Genomic DNA, 18,165 nt, shown 5'->3' with positions numbered 1-18,165 from the left:
CAATGAGTATGTTTTACTGCATAGAAACGTTATCAGATGAAAATATAGGCAGAATAATAGAAGCCCCCTATCTCTATTACGCTTTTGAGGGAGACGAAGAGTCTTACATCGAAAAGAAATCGGAAGAAATCATTAACTCCCGCAATCCGGTTTATAGAAAGCTTTCACAATCAGAGCTATCTAAAAAGCTAGGCCTATTCCAACCTAACAAGGAATCGATGGCCATCGAAGACTTCAAAACCGGCCCAAACGAAAAGCAACGCCTAGAAAGTTTGGGCGATAACCTTGAGCCAGATGAGTCTTGGACCCCCTTTCAAGCCTGTTTTGTTAGTTACTTCATGAAAAAGTGTGGGTTAGGCGACTGGGTTTTTAGCATGATGGGAGATGGTCTATACCTCAAAGAGATCGAGTTGGAGGTATACACAACAGAGAACATCCGCACTGGATTGGAAAAATTTGACGAGTCCAAGCTAGCAATCACTATTGAAGATTCAGATCTACAAATATTGTTAGAACGACGAATTATCAGGGATGAGGAAGAATTAGACTATTACAAAAATAATAAAGAGAAGGCAGCTCTTTGGGTCGAAACCTGCATTTTAAATCTGAAAAAAGAGCTTGATAATTGTATTGATATGAAAGTAGGCCTGACAATAAGCCTCTGCTAAATGGAACATCGCGGGACTGGGACACCCACCCCCTCACCTTCTAAATAAGCGTTTCTCAAATTCTGTTAGGGGCAGAGTAAACAGCACAAAGCGAGAGTCAGTTAGTGACTGTGTCAGGTGGGTGTCCTCCCTCCTGCTCCCTTTGCCTGCGCAAGAACGGCACCTATGCCTGAACGGTTACTTAAGCTGGCTGAACCTCAGTGGTAATCAGGTATGGCTTTGTTAGATTTCATTTTTCAAATTTATGCAAATATCTTGAAAATACCCAGCCCGCCTTAACCTCGCCAGTAAGGGAGTCTTGATATTCGACAAAAGACCAATTTTTCGCCTTATTAATAACCTTTACAGCTTTCCCAAGGTGCAGTACACCAACAATATTTGACTTAGTTGTTCCTAATTCTCGAACATTAAGTGTTGAGGCATAAACAAATCGATATTCGAATAATTCTTCTGTACTGTACAGGTCACGCGCTTCTCGAATTATCTCTTTTTTTGCTTCACGCTGGTCGTAATCTGCGTATTCTTTCCACCACTCTTCATAAATTGGCGTTGTTAAATTGGCAATAATAGCAAGGAAATATGGCAATATTAAATAAATAACTAGTGTGCGTGCGCCGTCACTTAGTTTTTCCAGAATCTTAAATAGTTGCTCTAAAAATTCCTCTGTGCTTGAGTAACCTTTAGTGATCTTTTCAACGCTATCTTTTATCTCCTGAATTTCAACGATTTCGTCTGATACAGAGACTACGCCATCGCTTCCAACAGCGATGCGCTCCATTAGAGGGCTAGAGAGATAATCACCTAATGGATTGAGGTATTTATTGATTTGCTCATGGAGTAAACGCTGAGGCTCACGTATCTTTTTTAGTTGCTCTTGTACCCCTCTATACGGCTCAAGATACTTTTCCATTTGCTCTTGAAGCCTTCGCTGCGGTTCAAGATACCTTTCCATCTGCTCCTGAATTCGGCGTTGCGGCTCAAGATATTTATTCATCTGCTCTTGTAGCCTACGCTGAGGCTCAAGAACTTTTTCCATTTGCTCCTGGAGCCGTAGCTGCGGTTCAAGAACCTTTTTCATCTGCTCTTGTAATCGTCGTTGGGGCTCAAGGTATTTTTCCATTTGCTTTTGAAGCCTGCGCTGAGGCTCTAGAATCCGATCTATTTGCTCTTGCCACCTTCGATGTGGATTGAGTATCCGATCGACGCATTCAAAGACGCTGGTTAATTCTTTATCCATTTAAAGTACCGTGAATACCGCTCAGGAAATCTAACAGTATAAGTAGAAGGAGTTTTTCCTCCTATGCCGGAGCAAATATTTCCTTCTATGTCTAATAAGTAAAACTACCTTATCAGCTATTTAGCCGTTCAAACAAGCAGTTAACACACAGGTTTAGCAAAGGCTAAGCCGTGATCACGGGAAAGTTTCCTGTTATGCCGGAACGAAGCGAAAATACCGGTAAACGGTGCGAATGCGCCATTTAAAAAAGGGAGGATTCAGCGAGTACACAACACGTTAGGCACTCGCTTTTAATTTGGTTAATTACAAATCAGTAAAACTGACCGAGCCTGATATCGATTTGATCGGATGCTCCTGTTTTATCTACACCCTTATCCCACCATCCAGCTCCAACACCCGGCCAGTGTAGTAGTCATTTTCGATGATAAACCGGGCGGCGTGTGCGATCTCTTCCGCTTCGCCTAGCCGCTTGGCTGGGATCGCCTGCTTCAGTCGTTCCATCGCTTCCGGTTTCATGACTTCGGTCATGGGGGTGGCAAACACGCCGGGGGCGATGGCTGCAGCACGGATACCAAATCGAGCCAACTCTTTCGCCCACGTGACCGTCATTGCAGACAAGCCAGCCTTGGCTGCAGAATAGTTACTTTGGCCCATATTGCCGGCACGGGAGACACTGGCCAGATTGATGATCACCCCTTCACACTGATGCTGAACCATCTGCGCAGCGGCTTCACGGCCACAGAGAAAACTGCCGGTCAGGTTGACATGCAGAACGGTATTAAACACACCGAGGGACATTTTATCGACCACCTTACCCTCTTTGACTTTCAGCAGCATGTTGTCCCGCATAATGCCGGCGCTGTTTATCAGCACATGTAACGCGCCAAAGTCGTTACCAATGGCATCGAAACAGTGTTCGACTTCCGCCTCATTGGTGACATCAAGTACATAGCAGCGGCAGATAGGTGGCTTGCTGGTGTCACGGGTGGCTTGCGAAGGCTCGCCCTTTACCGATTGACCAATTGCAGCTTCAATCAAGGTCGCTGTATCGCTGAGGGCATCGGCATTAAGATCCAGCAAGGCCAAATGAGCGCCCTGGGCGGCAAAGCTCAACGCCATCGCACGGCCTAAACCGCTACCGGCTCCAGTAATAGCCACCACTTTACTGACGATCTGCATAACTGTACTCCCTCTGCTTTTGGCTCATTTGTTGTCGCTGAACCGCGTTAGTACACTGGAGAAATCTTTCTCGTCCCAACCGTCGCGACCATGCTGGGCATAAATTGAACGCGCCATTGCACCCAAGGGCGTTGGCGTACCGCTAGCCAATGCCGTTTGCATTGCTAAGCCAAGATCTTTGGTCATCAACTTCACCATAAAACCGGGTTCATAATCATGACTGGCGGGGGCTGCTGGCATCTCGCCCGGCCACGGGTGGTACTTGTTCAACACCCAATTGTCGCCCGAACTTTGTCGCATGATCTCGGTGAGCTTGGCAATATCCAAGCCATTATCGGCTCCCAACTGCAGCGCCTCACTGGTGCCTATCATCAGAGCGGCCAGCAGCATGTTGTTACACGCTTTTGCTAATTGACCATCCCCCACTTTGACACCAGCATGGAAGACGTTGGCGCCCATGTTTTTTAATACCGGTTGCACACGTTGAAAGGCCGCATCCGGCCCTCCCACCATAAAGGTTAAGGTAGCCGCCGCTGCCCCGACTGTTCCACCGGAGACTGGCGCATCTATCATCGAAGTACCCATCGCATCGGCCTGTACAGCAATCGTTTGCGAGGTTGTCGCGGCCACCGTTGAACAATCAACAAATAGGGTCGAACCGTTGCCATGACTTAATAAGCCGTGTTTAGCAAGATAGAGGTCTAATACCTGCTGATCACCGGGCAACATGGTGATGACGATAGCACTGCCCTCCACCGCTTCTGCGGCACTGCTCATCACTATTGCACCGTCCTGCTCTGCGGCGCTCACTGCGCTGGAACTCAGATCAAACACCTTGAGGGTATGCCCAGATCGCAGCAGGTTCTGCGCCATCGGTAATCCCATATTGCCGAGACCGATAAAGCCGATAGTCATGCTATGTTCTCCTTCTTTCACTCGCCATATTCACTCCGCCTTTTCAACAAGAGCATCAATGACCTAATGAGCGCAGCGGGTGCACATCGGCAGGCCACGGCGAACTGAAATGATGTCGCACCACAGACTCTGGTACTTGGTTCACATCTGCAAACTGCCATTGCGGTTTGCGGTCTTTATCGATCAATAGCGCCCTCACCCCTTCGGCAAACTCGCCGCTCTCAGCACAACGGCACGACATGCCCAACTCCTGCCGAAAAGCTGACGCTAGATCTGCTGGTGGCTGCTGGATCATCTGCCAAATAAGATGGGCGGTGTTCGGACTCCCTGCACGCAAATTGGCCTGCGCCCGTTGCAACCAAGGATCGTCAGCATCCTGGTTTAGGATCGCTGCCGCGACCTGTTGCAAGCTCTCGCCAGCACAGAGATCAGATACGGTTTGCTGGTGACTTAAGTAGCCTTCGGGCAGGGCGACATCTTTGTCTTTGATGGACAGTTCATGGTCACGAAAAAAATCACTGAGCATGGCAAAATCATGGTTATCGCCCTGCCACGATAAATTCGCTAAACCTGCTTTCAGTTGAGTTTGTTTCGCTGAGCTCACCCGGTGATCCGCCATATTCAGATGCACCGCGTCACGGCCGTTGATTTGCGCGCCTGTCAGCCCTAAGAACAGCCCCGCATTGTCGGGCATTTTCGGCAGAAACCAACTGCCCGCCACATCGGGATACAACCCTATAGATATCTCTGGCATTGCCAGTCGCGAACGTTCCGTTACCAAACGGTGGCTACCGCCCACCATCAAGCCGATACCGCCGCCCATCACAATGCCATCACCCCAGACGATCACCGGCTTAGGAAAGGTATGGATCAAGTGATCTGTCTGGTACTCCTGAGTGAAAAAGTGACACACTTCCGCTTGTACCGTGTGGGGCGTTGCAACCATGGCATGATACATATCAACAATGTCGCCACCGGCGCAAAAAGCTTTGTCACCCGCGCCTTGCAACCAAACGGCAGCTATCTTTTTATCGTTTGCCCAAATGCGCAGTTGCGCGCCTAGCCCCTCCACCATGCTCAAGCTCAAGGCATTGAGCTTGGTTGGCGCATTCAGCGTTACCACCCCAATCTTGAAGCGCTTACCGACCGTCATCTCGCTGATCAAAAGATCCGCAGCCATGGTCTGAGTTGTATCTGTCATGGGATTGCTCCAACCTCTTATTTACTGGCGTGAAAGGGGCTAATGGTCAACGGCCAAGGGCACCTGAGCATCAACTGTTACGCCAAACCGGTGCGCGTTTTTCTAAGAAGGCCTGTACACCTTCCGCCTGATCAGCAGTGCCAAATAGGCTGACAAAGTATTCACGCTCTTTTTCTAATCCCTGCCACATCGGGTTTTTCCGACCGTGTTGGATCAACCGCTTGCACGCTCCTACCGCCAGTGGGCTCTGCTTTTCGGCTTGTTTTGCCCAAGCCAATGCCGTTGTCAGTGCCTCACCTGTCTCTACCACGACTTCCACTAGGCCTATCTTTGCAGCTGTATCAGCATCCACTCGTTCACCGCACAAAATCATCCGCTTAGCCCACCCCTCGCCCACCAAGTGCGGTAAGTTTTGGGTGCCACCAGCACAAGGTAATAAACCAACACTGGCCTCTGGCAGCGCCATTTTTGCCTGAGATTCAGCGATACGAAGATCGCACGCCATGGCAACCTCCAAGCCCCCGCCCATGGCATAGCCATTAATGGCTGCGATGGTTAAACCACGAAACTCACTCAATGCTTCAAACGCGGTACCAAAGCTATGCGCCATTACACGCGCGGTTTCCGGGTCGCCATCGGCAAACAAGCTTAAATCAGCGCCGGCAGAAAAGAATTTATCGCCTTCGCCAGTGATGATCAGAGTGTAGATGTCACGCTCATTGGTCACGCTACGAATAAGCAGAGAGAGATCATCCAAGCTTTGCTTGGTCCAAGTGTTCGCTGGCGGATGACTGATGGTGATCACCAGCGTATGCCCGTGCCGAGTCAGTTTGAGTAACTCACTGTCATGTATAGATAAATGCTCACTCATATGAAAACTCCTTACACCCATAAGACCCTACCGGAGGCACCAACAGTTCGGCTTTTCAATGCCTTACGTAATACTCACCATGCCATCAGCCAACACCCGCCGGCTAATAATCAACCGCATGATCTCGTTTGTACCTTCAAGGATCCGGTGCACTCGCAGATCCCTTAGGTAACGCTCTAGGGGGTATTCATTAATATAGCCATAGCCACCAAACAGCTGCAGCGCATCATCAACCACCTTAAAGCCAACATCGGTAGCAAAACGCTTCGCCATGGCGGCATAGGTGGTTGCATCACTATCACCGTTATCAAGCTTGCTGGCAGCCATCCGCACCAGTTGCCGCGCGGCAACCAATTCAGTCGTCATGTCTGCCAACATAAACTGCAATGCCTGGAAATCGGCCAACGGCTTACCAAACTGCTTACGTTCAGATAGATAACGACTGGCGTCTTCCACAGCCTGTTGCGCGGTGCCTACGGAGCAGGTAGCAATGTTAATCCGGCCACCATCCAGCCCCTTCATGGCCAGCGCAAACCCCTGCCCCTCTTCAGCCAACAAGTAGTGCGCAGGCACAGCAACCTTGTCGAAACTAACACTGCGGGTAGCCTGACTGTTCCAGCCCATTTTCGGCTCACGACGGCCATAGCTAATGCCATCGGCATCAGCAGGCACCATAAAGGCACTGATCCCTTTCGGCCCGGAACCGCCAGTACGTGCCATGACAATCAGTAGGTCGGTATCGCCCGCACCGGAGATAAACACCTTACTGCCACTGATCAGATAACTGTCACCAACCTTTTCAGCTCTGGTCGCCAGCGCCGCGGCATCACTGCCTGCATTCGGTTCCGTTAAGCAGTAGGATGCCAATTTCTGACCGCTGGTTAGCAACGCCGCCCACTCTTCAGCTGCTTGATCTGTTGCCCAGGTAGAGACCATCCAACTGGCCATATTGTGAATAGTTAAATAAGCGGTAGTACTGGTACACCCCGCCGCCAGTTGTTCGAATATCAAACTGGCATCGAGCCGAGACAAGCCAAGCCCGCCATGTTGGGGCTGACAGTACAAACCACAAAAGCCCATCTCGCCGGCCGCTCTTATGACATCGATGGGGAAGGTATGCTCACGATCCCAATCAGCCGCACTTGGCGCTAACATCTCGCGAGAAAACTGCGCGGCGGCATCGACAAATGCGCGTTGTTCTTCATTCAGTTCGAAATTCACGACACAGACCTCACTTACTTCAATTGGATCGTCATATTGGGAGCGCCCGCCACATCGCCATCAAACCAACGGCTGGTGATGGTTTTGGTCTCGGTATAGAAACGCACCGCTTGCTTACCATAGGCGTGCAGATCACCAAAGAATGAGCCTTTCCAACCAGTAAATGAGAAACAGGGCAAAGGCACAGGTATTGGCACATTGATACCTACTTGACCAACCGTCACTTCCCGCTGAAAGGTGCGTGCCGCTGCGCCGCTGGAGGTAAAGATTGAGCAGCCATTACCGAACGGGTTTCGGTTAATCACAGTGAGTGCGTCATCGAGCGAATCTGCGGTCATCAAGAGCAAGACGGGGCCAAATATCTCCTGCTGATAGATCGCCATCTCAGGTGTGACATTCGCAAACAATGTTGGGCCGAGCCAATTGCCATCGGCAGCGGTAAGGTCTGCAATGCGGAAGTCACGGCCGTCTAGTAAGCACTCTGCCCCCTCTTCTATCCCCTGTTGAATGAGTCCGGCCACACGCTGCTTGGACGCCGCACTGATTAATGGCCCGTAACCAGCCTCTGGGTCATTCCAAACCCCAGGCCGAACCTTTTTCATTTCCATCTGAATTTGCGGGATCAGAGCTTTGGCATCCCCCACCAATACCGCGACAGAAATGGCCATACAACGCTGGCCAGCCGCGCCCACAGAAGCGCCAACCAGTGCATTTACCACTTGTGACGCATTAGCATCGGGCATAACCACCATATGGTTCTTCGCCCCAGCAAATGCTTGCACCCGTTTATTGTGTTGACTGCCAGTATGATAAATATGCTCCGCCACGGGCGCGGAACCGACAAAAGAAACAGCCTTGATATCTGGATGCGTTAACAGTGCGTCCACCTGTTTCGGCCCACCGTGAAGCACTTGCAGGAGATTTTTTGGCGCTCCGCATTCAACAAACAGCTCGGCAATGCGATTCGGTACAAGCGGATCCTGTTCTGACGGTTTGAGGATAAAACTATTACCGCACGCCGTCGCTAACGGAAACATCCATAGCGGGATCATGGCAGGGAAATTAAAGGGGGTGATACCGGCACACACCCCCAGTGGCTGCAAATAGCTGTAACAATCGATGCCACGAGCGGCGTTTTCCAAAGTTTCGCCCATCATCTGCGAAGCGATACCACACGCCTGTTCAACCACTTCAATTCCGCGCCAAACATCCCCTTTGGCATCGGCAAAAGTTTTACCTGTGTCCTGCGCCAACAACTCGCCAAGTTCATCATGATGCAACTTCAAACTGTGCTGGAAGTTCAGCATCAATCGCGCGCGTTCCGGCGCTGGCACTTCACGCCACTGCAGAAAAGCCAGTTCAGCAGCGGCAACAGCACGTTCAAGCTGCAGATCACTGGCCGCTGTCTGAGTAGCGAGAACGTTCTGGTTGGCAGGGTTAACCACATCCATCATTGGTTGCCCTTCGCCTAGTTGCCACTCACCATTAATGAGATGTTTCACTTGCTGCATCACAACGCTCCGTTAATTATCCTGCTGCCAATACCCGCTATGCCTTACTGGCAATCACACCTAACAACCTGTCGCCGAATCGGCTAAAGCGTTTCAATAGCCATCGCCGTAGCTTCACCGCCACCAATACACAAACTGGCAATGCCACGTCCTCCCCCGCGCTGACGCAACGCATGCAGTAGGGTCACGAGAATTCTTGCGCCAGTGGCTCCCAATGGATGACCCAACGCGCAAGCGCCGCCATGAACATTGACCTTGGCCGGATCTAAGTCCAGTTGCTGGATAGCCAACAATGTCACCATGGCGAATGCTTCGTTGATTTCGTAAAGATCTGGCGTGCTTGTCGACCACCCCAGCTGGGTTAATAACTTGGAAATGGCACCGACTGGAGCTTGCGTAAACTCTGACGGCGCGCGGGCGTGGCTAGCCTGCCCTAATATTTTAGCCAAGGGCTTAACCCCTAACCGCTTCGCGTAAGCGCCTGACATCAGCAATAACGCTGCGGCACCGTCTGCCATTGAACTGGCATTGGCGGCAGTGACGCGACCCGATCGACCAAAGGCGGGCTTTAGCGTCGGTATCTTGGCTTCGTTGGCTCTAAACGGTGCTTCATCCTGAGAGATGACAGACTCTTTGCCGCGATGAATAACGGTCAGCGGCACGATCTCATCACTAAAATCGCCATCATTGATCGCCCGTTTTGCTTCGGTCAGCGAATGCAACGCAAAACCATCCATCTGTTCTCGGCTGATATCAAATTGTTCGGCAGAATCATCAGCAAAGCAGCCCATCAAACGCCCACTGTAGGCATCTTCCAAGCCATCCAAATAAAGATGATCAAGCATCTGACCATGGCCAAAACGCTGTCCTGCTCTGACGCTTGGCAACAGGTGCGGCGCGTTACTCATGCTTTCCATACCGCCAGCGACCACGGCTTGCGATTGCCCCAAACGGATCTCATCACAAGCCAACATGGCGCTTTTCATTCCTGAGCCACACACTTTATTGATAGTGGTACAGGCAACACTTTGTGGTAAACCCGCAAACAGTGCTGTTTGACGGGCGGGTGCTTGCCCTAAGCCCGCCGGCAACACGCAGCCCATATAAAGCGCTTCGATGAGGCCCCGCTTACTGTCGTCACATGCGCTGTCATTCAGATCACAGGTAAAGGCAAAGCCCGCCTGTTCGGCACAAGCGGCGACAACAGCAGCTCCCATGTCGGTCGCACTTAGCGATGACTGCTGCCCAAGAAACGCTCCCAAAGGGGTGCGCTTAGCCGCACATATCAATACATCACTATCACTAAACGCCGGGACTGAAGCCGCTTTGTCTTCGTCAAACGAGTTGGTTATCAGCTCTTCCATTCCACCTATTCCGTCTGTTACCGATCTTGATAAGCACCTACTACCAGAGCCCTAACTAACCCTTGTTTGATACCTAACTAGCTCACCTGTCAGATAGAAAAAAGGCGGTGCTGGCTTAGCACCGCCGAGGTTCACTAATATCAAAACACAAAGGGATGACTCTTTTTATTTGCAGCACTTACACCCCTTATTAAGAATTACGCTAACGTAAACGTCAAGCCATTATTAAAACCTATGACCAAGTAGCGGCTTAAGCTATTGGCAACACAAGTTGACGGCATTAAAAACACACTTTATTAATGGCTTAGCACTTATACATCGGGGTTCTGAGGTAAGGAAAGCATAGGCAGCGTGGCAATTTTTCGTTACTATAAGCTGTGCACCGAGAAGAATTTTACGTTTAATTACGGCTTACAGGCCGCTCGCAGTGGGCTTTCTTACATTTTTCAGCATCAATGTTAGCCGCCAACTTTACGTGCACGTAAACCTACTCTAATGTTATTTCACAACACGACGAGCATCTTATGTCGGAAAAACAGACTTACAGCATCAGCGAGCTGGCTCAAGAGTTCGATATCACCACTCGCAGTATTCGCTTTTACGAAGATCAGGGCTTACTGAGACCAAAACGTCGCGGCCAAACTCGGATCTACGACAAGCAGGATAAAGTACGCCTGAAACTGACATTACGTGGTAAACGGCTTGGCTTTTCACTGGCTGAAACCCGGCGTTTGTTTGATATGTACGACGCCGACCGTACCAGTGAAACCCAGCTAAACACCATGTTGACGCTTATCGAAGAGAAGCGCGGCGTTCTACGCCAGCAGTTGGAAGATATAAATGTCCTACTGATGGAGCTAGGCGCGGCGGAAAAACGCTGTCAGCAAGCCTTAGAAAAGGTAAAAGATGACAGCGTCCCGCACGGTGCTGCAGCCTCAACAACAGCTGACAGTGCCGTGGATAACTAAGCTCCGGCGCCATACGCTTTTAGACAGCCGCCGGACAAGTTTGCTCTGGAGTGGTGATGTTAGAGAGTTACATGGGATTGGCATGCGGACTGGATGATACGAGCCGCATGCTGCAACAACAGGTCAATAGCTTTGCTGCGGCTGAAATTGCCCCCCTGGCTGCGCAGATCGATTCGGACAACGCCTTCCCTCACCCCCTCTGGCGAAAGCTCGGTGAGATGGGACTCCTCGGTATTACCGTCAGTGAGCAGTATGGTGGCTCCGCCATGGGGTATCTGCATCATGTCATCGCCATGGAGCAGATCAGCCGAGCCTCTGCCTCTGTCGGTCTCAGTTATGGTGCTCACTCCAACCTCTGTGTAAATCAAATATTCCGTAACGGTAACGACCAGCAGCGGCAAGCCTACCTACCTAAATTATGCAGCGGTGAATATGTTGGGGCGTTGGCCATGAGCGAACCTGGCGCGGGCTCTGATGTGGTCAGCATGACCTTAAATGCCGCCGACAAAGGTGATCACTACCTGCTCAACGGCAACAAGATGTGGATCACCAATGGTCCTGAAGCGGATGTACTGGTGGTATATGCCAAAACAGATGCCGACGCAGGGCCAAAAGGGATCAGCGCTTTCATTATCGAAAGTGGTTTCAGCGGTTTCTCAACCGCGCAGAAACTCGACAAGTTAGGCATGCGCGGTTCCAACACCTGTGAGCTAGTGTTCCAGGATTGTGTGGTGCCAAAGCAAAATCTATTAGGCCCGCTCAACGACGGCGTCAAAGTGTTAATGAGTGGCCTAGACTACGAACGCGCCGTGCTAGCCGCTGGGCCGTTGGGTATCGCGCAAGCCTGTCTTGATGTGGTGCTGCCCTATGTTCACGAGCGCAAGCAGTTTGGGCAGTCGATAGGCGAATTCCAACTGGTTCAGGGCAAGGTTGCAGATCTCTACACCCGCCTGAGTGCAGCTCGTAGTTACGTCTACATGGTCGCCAGTGCTTGTGATCGCGGTGAATCAGTAAGAAAAGACGCCGCCGGCGCCATCTTGTTTGCCGCAGAGATGGCAACACAAGCCGCGCTGGATGCGATACAGCTGCTTGGTGGCAACGGTTACATCAACGAGTACCCCACGGGTCGCCTGCTTCGAGATGCCAAACTGTATGAGATTGGCGCGGGTACCTCAGAGATACGTCGGATGTTAATTGGCAGAGAGTTGTTCCGAGAAACCGCTTAGGCGGTTTCTCAAACATGGCGTCGGCATTGCCGATGCTAATCCAGGGAGAAGGCGGCGGGCATAAAATAATAAACAAGAGCCCGCCAAGTTCTTTAGTGCTGATTAGCTTATCGATTCAGCGGTAGCAAAAAGGAGGGATAGGTGGCAATTATTACGTCCAAACTTCAGGCATCCGACAACGAGTTTCGCCAGCGCAGTGCCGCTATGCAAAAGCTGGTTGATGAACTGCAGTCACTACAAAGCAAACTGCAGATCGGTGGCGGTGAACAAGCACGCCAGCGTCATCTCGACAAAGGCAAGTTGCTCGCCAGAGATCGTATCGATTGCTTGCTGGATGTTGGTTCGCCATTTTTGGAGCTCAGTCCGTTAGCCGCCCTGCATGTTTATGAAGATGATATACCCTGCGCCGGTGTTGTCGCGGGTATCGGCAAGATCAAGGGCGTTGAATGCATGATCGTCGCCAATGACGCCACAGTAAAAGGCGGCACCTACTATCCGTTAACCGTAAAAAAGCATTTACGCGCCCAAGAGATAGCCGCCAAATGTCACCTGCCCTGCGTTTATCTGGTGGACAGCGGTGGCGCCAACCTGCCGCAACAGGACCAAGTGTTTCCAGATCGCGACCACTTCGGGCGTATCTTTTTTAATCAGGCAAACCTTTCTGCCGCAGGGATCCCGCAAATAGCGGTGGTGATGGGCCCGTGCACCGCCGGCGGTGCTTATGTACCCGCCATGGCCGATGAAAGCATTATGGTGGCGGGTAAAGGCACCATATTTCTTGGCGGCCCACCGCTAGTGAAAGCTGCCACCGGTGAAACCGTCAGCGCGGAAGATCTCGGCGGTGCCGATGTCCACTGCCGTCAATCCGGTGTTGCCGATGGTTATGCCCGCGATGACCACCATGCACTGCAGTTGGCTCGTCGCGCCATTGCCAACATTAATCATCAAAAAGCAGCGCCCCTTGTACAACACACGCCCGTTGAACCACGCTACCCCGCCAGCGAACTGTACGGCGTAGTCGGCACCGATCTGAAGAAGCCTTTTGATATCAAAGAGGTGATCGCCCGATTGGTTGATGACAGCGAGTTCGACGAATTTAAGCCGCTATTTGGTGAAACTCTGATCTGTGGTTTTGCCCGGTTACACGGCTACCCGGTCGGGATATTAGGCAACAACGGCATTCTGTTTTCGGAATCAGCTCAAAAAGGGGCACACTTTATTCAGCTCTGCTGCCAACGTCAGATCCCACTCATCTTTTTGCAGAACATTACCGGCTTTATGGTGGGACGAGAGTATGAAGCGGAAGGGATCGCCAAGCACGGCGCAAAACTGGTAACCGCCGTGGCCTGCGCCAAGGTGCCAAAGCTCACGGTCATTGTTGGCGGCAGTTACGGGGCGGGTAACTACGCCATGTGTGGTCGCGGCTATGATCCGCATTTTCTCTGGATCTGGCCTAACGCACGTATCTCGGTAATGGGCGGGGAGCAAGCCGCTAACGTGATGGCAACCGTGCGCGAAGAACAGCTACAACGACAAAATAAGCCGTGGTCGGACGAAGAGAAAGCGGCATTCAAAAAACCGATCAGTGAGCAGTACGAAACCCAAGGCCACCCCTACTACGCGTCCGCACGACTCTGGGATGACGGTGTCATCGATCCTGCACAAACCCGAGAAATACTGGCATTAGGGCTAAGTGCGGCGCTAAATGCTGACAGCCAGCCCAGTCATTTTGGCATCTTCAGAATGTAGGTCGAAACATGGATATGAATCAGCAACTCGCCCATATCAAATGCAGCATAGATCACCGCGGCGTGGCATCTATTACCCTCGCCCGCGAAGCCAAGCGCAACAGCTTTAATCAACAAACGATAACGGAACTGATCACCACAATCGAGCTCTTTGCCGAACATCCGGGGATCCGTGTATTGCTGCTACAAGCCAATGGTAAGGTGTTCAGTGCGGGTGCCGACTTGTCCGGTATGCAACAGATGGCCGACGCCTCGCCGGAACAGAACTATCAAGACGCGCGATTGCTGGCGCAATTAATGCGGGTGTTAGACACCTTTCCTGCGCCAACGGTCGCTCTGGTGCAAGGCGCTGCCTTTGGTGGCGCATTAGGACTTATCTGCTGTTGCGATATAGCCCTGCTGGCAGATGATGCAAAATTCTGCCTAAGTGAGGTGAAACTGGGCTTAATACCAGCGGTGATAAGTCCTTATCTACTTCGCACCATCGGGCATCGGCAACTCTCTCGCTACTTACTCAGCGCCGAAATAATCAACGCCACAACGGCGGTCAACCTCGGTCTGGGTCACGCCAGTCATAAAGTAGACCAATTGGCGAACGCTGGAGAGCAGATGGTAAAACAACTTCTGCTAAATGCACCAATGGCGCAACAGCGGGGCAAACAACTCATACGGCAGATCGCCGACCACCCGATTAATGACACACTGGCAGATGTCACGGCAGAAAAGCTGGCACTGATCCGGAATGATAGCGAAGCGTGTGAAGGATTAGCCGCGTTCTTTGAAAAACGCCCCCCCAATTGGCAGCTCAATGGCGATGAGGCCGCACTCAGTCAAGCAACCACCATTACAGATCCAAAGAGGTCGCAACCGTGAAGCAGCTATTGATCGCCAACAGAGGTGAAATCGCCTGTCGTATTATTCGCAGTGCCCGCGCAGCTGGCTGGCATACAGTAGCGATCTACTCTGACGTTGACGCCAATGCGCGCCATGTTCGTTTAGCAGACGAGGCACACTTGATCGGTGTCGCCGCAGCTGAAAAATCCTATCTGGCGCAGCACAAGATCCTCAGTCTGGCGAGTACGTTAAACGTCGATGCAATACACCCCGGCTATGGTTTTCTCGCAGAAAACGCAGAGTTTGCCGCGGCCTGCGAACAAGCGGGTATCGCTTTTGTGGGGCCGTCATCAGATGCTATAGATGCGATGGGTGACAAAGCCAACGCGAAGGCAATTATGGCCGCTGCTGGCGTGCCCTTACTGGCCGACTATCGTGATGCCGAGCAACGCTTACCCCACCTGCAACAAGCCGCTCAGGCCATTGGCTATCCATTGCTGATCAAAGCCACTTGCGGCGGAGGCGGCCGTGGTATGCGCATTGTTGATCATGCCGATGACTTCGAAACAGCATTAGCCAGCGCGAAACGGGAAGCGAAAGCAGCGTTTGGTGATGACCGCGTGCTACTTGAGCCTTTCTTGAAAACGCCGCGCCATGTAGAGGTACAGATCCTCGCCGACCAACAAGGCAATACCATTTACTTGGGCGATCGTGACTGTTCGGTGCAACGACGCCATCAAAAAGTGGTAGAAGAAGCCCCTGCCCCCGGTTTACCTCCGGCGCTAAGAGCCGCGATGGGTGAAGCAGCGGTGCAAGCGGCAAAAGCCATTGGCTATGTTGGTGCCGGTACCGTTGAGTTTCTGCTGGATGACAAACAGCAGTTCTATTTTATGGAGATGAATACTCGGCTGCAGGTAGAACACCCGGTGACAGAGATGGTGTGCGGCATCGACTTGGTGCGCTGGCAGTTAGCTATCGCCGAAGGCAAACCATTAACAATGCAACAACAGCAGGTTCAGATACGTGGTCATGCCATTGAAGTGCGGCTCTGTGCTGAAGATCCAGCACTGCAATTTATGCCCACCAGCGGCAGGTTAACCCGCTTGAAATGGCCAGCTAATGCCAAGGTATCGGCGGCGAAAGACACTGACCTGCTGCCCTATCAAGATCTGCCCTTGCGCATAGAGACAGGCTTCGAACAGGGGGGTTTAATCCCTGCCAATTATGATTCGATGCTGGCAAAGGTTATCTATATGGCTGATAACCGGCAACAAGCAGCCGCCGGTCTTTATCAAGCATTAACGCAAACTGAGATAGCCGGTGTGGCCACCAATTTGGGACTACTCACTCAGGTGTTGGGTCATCCTGTCTTCAGGCAAGATGCTGACCATTTGCAGTTCGGCGGATTGCACACTGGATTTCTGCAACAGTACCAAATTTTAGAAAACCTGCAGGCAACCGCACCCATTTACGCCTGGCATATGGCAGCCATAGCAATGATAAGCCGCTATGTGGGCTCGGATGCCAGCCCCTCTCATGAAGGTGGCAGCAACAACCCTTGGCTTACCTTGTCAGGTTGGCGTCTGAATGCCCCAGTAAAAAGCCTGATCGCGATACAGCTTAGCGCTGATGGCGTTGAGCCGAAATCAGCAGGCACGACACCACGTTTCACCATCTCCAAGGAAACATCGGCAGGCTCTGCGGTTTGGCATCTCGCCGATGATAGCGGCAGTTGGCGTTATCAAGCGCTGACAAGTCCGTCAGAGCAGATCAAGTTGAGATTATTGGCTCGCCCTCTCGCTCCGGCGCCCAACGCGAAAGAAGTAGCGACTGGCAGTAGCACAGACAGCAGCCTTGCGATTGGTCAGGTATTGGTAGCAAAAATGGGTCAATGTGACTTAAAGAATCCCCGCCATAGCCATGGCATCACGCTAACCCTCACAAACTCCTTTGGCGAAGCTTACGCTGGCTGTCGCTATCATTGGCTATCGGCAACAGACAGCGCAGATGAGCCTATGCCGTCTGAGAACTTGGATGCCCTGAATGCGCCACTTCATGGCACTGTCGCGGCGATTGAAGTCAGCAAAGGAGACACAGTAACGAGCGGCCAACTGCTGATGGTACTGGAAGCGATGAAGATGGAGTATCCAGTAAAAGCGCCATTTAACGGCGAGGTTAGCCGGCTAAACTTTGCTGTTGGTGACACTGTTGAGCGTGGACAAGCACTCCTGGCACTGACCATGGCAGCAGAAGAAGAGAGTGGAGCGGCCCCATGAACGACCATGTGACGTTAATGGAAGTGGGCCCACGTGACGGCTTGCAAGGTGAGAAGGTACTGCCGGTGGCAACACGATTAGCGCTAATAAAACAGCTATTAGCCGCTGGGTGCCGCCATATTGAAGTGGGCAGTTTTGTAAATCCTAAGCGCGTACCGCAAATGGCCGATACGGCAGAACTATTTCCCCTACTCCCATCAAATACTCCCGCACGTTTTTCCGCCCTGGCCGCCAACAGCCGTGGTTTAGAGCAAGCACTGACAGCCAACGCCGACGCCATCGCACTGTTTACCGCTACCAGCGACACCTTTTGTCAGCGCAACATCGGCATGGACAGCGCACAAAGTGTGCAGCAGTTTCGTGAGCTAGCCGCCCATGCGCAAACGGCCGGCCTGCCGGTTAGAGGCTATGTGTCAACAACCATCGCTTGCCCCTATGAAGGAAAAACCGCTCCGGCCAAGGTAGCAAAACTTGCATATGAACTGCATCACTCCGGTTGCTATGAAGTGTCCCTCGGCGACACTATCGGCGTGGGCACACCGAGGCAGGTAAAGGCGATGCTGCAAGCAGTACTAAGTGAACTTCCCGCCAGTGCAGTAGCGGTACATTTCCATGACACCTATGGTCAAGCATTGGCGAACGTCTGTTGTGCCCTTGAACTAGGTATTCGCACGGTCGATGCGTCAGTCGCAGGGCTGGGTGGCTGCCCCTACGCACCAGGGGCTTCGGGTAACTTGGCTAGCGAAGATCTGATTTATCTGCTCAATGGATTGGGCATGAACAGCGGAGTGGATCTACCCTTGCTAGTAGCCGCGGGCGAATTCATTTCCCAGCAGCTAGGTAAACCTGCGTGCTCCAAGGTCAACCAAGCAATGCGTGTCAGTGTGAAACAGACGCACAGTGATGCAAAAATGTAATGCTAACCGTCGAGGCAAGGGCTCCATCA

Annotated in this window: 15 protein-coding genes; 7 read left to right on the top strand and 8 right to left on the bottom strand. The window is 51.8% G+C overall.

Going from position 1 to position 18,165, the window contains the following annotated elements:
* The first annotated feature begins 2 nt into the window (after nucleotides 1-2).
* The gene (locus tag EXY25_RS01335) at nucleotides 3-668 is read left to right on the top strand and encodes a hypothetical protein (RefSeq protein WP_130565454.1); all 666 of its coding nucleotides are present in this window, start codon (nucleotides 3-5) and stop codon (nucleotides 666-668) included.
* Nucleotides 669-897: 229 nt separating this feature from the next.
* Here EXY25_RS01335 and EXY25_RS01330 read toward each other — a convergent pair whose 3' ends face one another.
* From EXY25_RS01330 to EXY25_RS01295, 8 genes are all read right to left on the bottom strand, one after another.
* Nucleotides 898-1,905 (bottom strand): SH3 domain-containing protein, encoded by a 1,008-nt coding sequence (locus EXY25_RS01330; protein WP_130565453.1) that lies wholly within the window; start codon nucleotides 1,903-1,905, stop codon nucleotides 898-900.
* 363 nt (nucleotides 1,906-2,268) lie between these two features.
* A complete protein-coding gene (locus EXY25_RS01325; protein ID WP_130565452.1) occupies nucleotides 2,269-3,084 on the bottom strand; it encodes an SDR family oxidoreductase in 816 nt (271 codons plus the stop codon).
* Between the two features lie 24 nt (nucleotides 3,085-3,108).
* Nucleotides 3,109-3,999, bottom strand: coding sequence for a 3-hydroxyisobutyrate dehydrogenase (mmsB, locus tag EXY25_RS01320; protein ID WP_130565451.1), 891 nt, complete (start codon nucleotides 3,997-3,999; stop codon nucleotides 3,109-3,111).
* 55 nt (nucleotides 4,000-4,054) lie between these two features.
* The gene (locus EXY25_RS01315) at nucleotides 4,055-5,200 is read right to left on the bottom strand and encodes an enoyl-CoA hydratase/isomerase family protein (protein WP_246019470.1); all 1,146 of its coding nucleotides are present in this window, start codon (nucleotides 5,198-5,200) and stop codon (nucleotides 4,055-4,057) included.
* A 70-nt stretch (nucleotides 5,201-5,270) separates the two neighbouring features.
* A complete protein-coding gene (locus EXY25_RS01310; protein WP_207232087.1) occupies nucleotides 5,271-6,071 on the bottom strand; it encodes an enoyl-CoA hydratase in 801 nt (266 codons plus the stop codon).
* A gap of 63 nt (nucleotides 6,072-6,134) precedes the next feature.
* Nucleotides 6,135-7,292 carry an acyl-CoA dehydrogenase family protein gene (locus EXY25_RS01305; protein WP_130565449.1) on the bottom strand — a complete coding sequence of 386 codons (1,158 nt, stop codon included), beginning with the start codon at nucleotides 7,290-7,292 and terminating at the stop codon, nucleotides 6,135-6,137.
* A 14-nt stretch (nucleotides 7,293-7,306) separates the two neighbouring features.
* Nucleotides 7,307-8,803, bottom strand: a complete 1,497-nt coding sequence (locus EXY25_RS01300) for a CoA-acylating methylmalonate-semialdehyde dehydrogenase (RefSeq protein ID WP_207232086.1) — start codon at nucleotides 8,801-8,803, stop codon at nucleotides 7,307-7,309.
* Nucleotides 8,804-8,886: 83 nt separating this feature from the next.
* A complete protein-coding gene (locus EXY25_RS01295) occupies nucleotides 8,887-10,167 on the bottom strand; it encodes a thiolase family protein (protein WP_130565447.1) in 1,281 nt (426 codons plus the stop codon).
* Nucleotides 10,168-10,691: 524 nt separating this feature from the next.
* Here EXY25_RS01295 and EXY25_RS01290 point away from each other — a divergent pair.
* The 6 genes from EXY25_RS01290 (at nucleotide 10,692) to EXY25_RS01265 (ending at nucleotide 18,136) form a co-directional block, all read left to right on the top strand.
* Nucleotides 10,692-11,135, top strand: coding sequence for a MerR family transcriptional regulator (locus EXY25_RS01290; RefSeq protein WP_114338613.1), 444 nt, complete (start codon nucleotides 10,692-10,694; stop codon nucleotides 11,133-11,135).
* A gap of 56 nt (nucleotides 11,136-11,191) precedes the next feature.
* Nucleotides 11,192-12,361 (top strand): isovaleryl-CoA dehydrogenase, encoded by a 1,170-nt coding sequence (locus EXY25_RS01285; RefSeq protein ID WP_130565446.1) that lies wholly within the window; start codon nucleotides 11,192-11,194, stop codon nucleotides 12,359-12,361.
* 141 nt (nucleotides 12,362-12,502) lie between these two features.
* The gene (locus EXY25_RS01280; protein ID WP_207232085.1) at nucleotides 12,503-14,110 is read left to right on the top strand and encodes a carboxyl transferase domain-containing protein; all 1,608 of its coding nucleotides are present in this window, start codon (nucleotides 12,503-12,505) and stop codon (nucleotides 14,108-14,110) included.
* 8 nt (nucleotides 14,111-14,118) lie between these two features.
* Nucleotides 14,119-14,982: an enoyl-CoA hydratase-related protein gene (locus tag EXY25_RS01275; protein ID WP_233496487.1), complete on the top strand. Its 864-nt coding sequence runs from the start codon at nucleotides 14,119-14,121 to the stop codon at nucleotides 14,980-14,982.
* The gene (locus EXY25_RS01270) at nucleotides 14,979-17,219 is read left to right on the top strand and encodes an acetyl/propionyl/methylcrotonyl-CoA carboxylase subunit alpha (RefSeq protein ID WP_130565445.1); all 2,241 of its coding nucleotides are present in this window, start codon (nucleotides 14,979-14,981) and stop codon (nucleotides 17,217-17,219) included. The genes EXY25_RS01275 and EXY25_RS01270 overlap by 4 nt, the downstream gene beginning before the upstream one ends.
* Entirely contained in the window at nucleotides 17,216-18,136 is a 921-nt protein-coding gene (locus EXY25_RS01265) for a hydroxymethylglutaryl-CoA lyase (protein WP_130565444.1), read from the top strand. Before EXY25_RS01270 ends, EXY25_RS01265 begins: the two co-directional genes overlap by 4 nt.
* The last annotated feature ends 29 nt before the right edge of the window (nucleotides 18,137-18,165 follow it).

The organism is Corallincola spongiicola (assembly GCF_004284785.1).
Lineage (GTDB): Bacteria > Pseudomonadota > Gammaproteobacteria > Enterobacterales > Neiellaceae > Corallincola > Corallincola holothuriorum.
This window is presented reverse-complemented; position numbering and strand designations above follow the sequence as displayed.

Bases quoted from the DNA above. Each gene is read 5' to 3' on its own strand.
- EXY25_RS01335 (WP_130565454.1), top strand. From the start codon at position 3: ATGAGTATGTTTTACTGCATAGAAACGTTATCAGATGAAAATATAGGC.
- EXY25_RS01330 (WP_130565453.1), bottom strand. From the start codon at position 1,905: ATGGATAAAGAATTAACCAGCGTCTTTGAATGCGTCGATCGGATACTC.
- EXY25_RS01325 (WP_130565452.1), bottom strand. From the start codon at position 3,084: ATGCAGATCGTCAGTAAAGTGGTGGCTATTACTGGAGCCGGTAGCGGT.
- mmsB (WP_130565451.1), bottom strand. From the start codon at position 3,999: ATGACTATCGGCTTTATCGGTCTCGGCAATATGGGATTACCGATGGCG.
- EXY25_RS01315 (WP_246019470.1), bottom strand. From the start codon at position 5,200: ATGACAGATACAACTCAGACCATGGCTGCGGATCTTTTGATCAGCGAG.
- EXY25_RS01310 (WP_207232087.1), bottom strand. From the start codon at position 6,071: ATGAGTGAGCATTTATCTATACATGACAGTGAGTTACTCAAACTGACT.
- EXY25_RS01300 (WP_207232086.1), bottom strand. From the start codon at position 8,803: ATGCAGCAAGTGAAACATCTCATTAATGGTGAGTGGCAACTAGGCGAA.
- EXY25_RS01295 (WP_130565447.1), bottom strand. From the start codon at position 10,167: ATGGAAGAGCTGATAACCAACTCGTTTGACGAAGACAAAGCGGCTTCA.
- EXY25_RS01290 (WP_114338613.1), top strand. From the start codon at position 10,692: ATGTCGGAAAAACAGACTTACAGCATCAGCGAGCTGGCTCAAGAGTTC.
- EXY25_RS01285 (WP_130565446.1), top strand. From the start codon at position 11,192: ATGTTAGAGAGTTACATGGGATTGGCATGCGGACTGGATGATACGAGC.
- EXY25_RS01275 (WP_233496487.1), top strand. From the start codon at position 14,119: ATGGATATGAATCAGCAACTCGCCCATATCAAATGCAGCATAGATCAC.
- EXY25_RS01265 (WP_130565444.1), top strand. From the start codon at position 17,216: ATGAACGACCATGTGACGTTAATGGAAGTGGGCCCACGTGACGGCTTG.